Raw genomic sequence first — 433 nt, forward strand, 5'->3', positions numbered from 1 at the left:
TGCTAACGTCCGTGACTTAATCTCAGATAGTGACTATCAATTCAACAAGAGCTTTTACAATGGGAAGGAGTCAGAATAATGACTCGTAAGAAAAAAACACCTGAAAAAATTGTCCTTCCATTACTGAATGCTCTTAACAGTACAAGTCTTTTTTCGCTTAAATCATCCTTAGACGATAATCCACTTTTCATCTCTAACAATCTAAAACATGAGCTGCGTGATTATCAAATGGATGCTATTCATCACCTTGATGCAGTACTTAATATGAAAGACGCTGACCAGCGTAATCAGTTAATGTTTTACATGGCCACTGGATCTGGTAAAACTGATATCATGGCTGCAATCATTCTGTACATGTTTAACATTTGGAATTATCAATGTTTTTTGTTTACAACTAATACAACCGCTGTTGTTGATAAAACCATTGATAACC

General features: G+C 35.1%; 1 protein-coding gene. It reads left to right on the forward strand.

Features of this window, described 5'->3' with window-relative positions; translation table 11 throughout:
- Window positions 1-78: 78 nt before the first annotated feature.
- Window positions 79-433, forward strand: a 355-nt coding sequence (locus CP352_RS10775; protein ID WP_158227699.1) for a DEAD/DEAH box helicase family protein, incomplete at its 3' end; no start/stop codon positions are given.

The sequence above is a fragment of the Lactobacillus sp. UMNPBX1 genome, assembly GCF_002554085.1.
Taxonomy (GTDB): Bacteria; Bacillota; Bacilli; order Lactobacillales; family Lactobacillaceae; genus Lactobacillus; species Lactobacillus crispatus.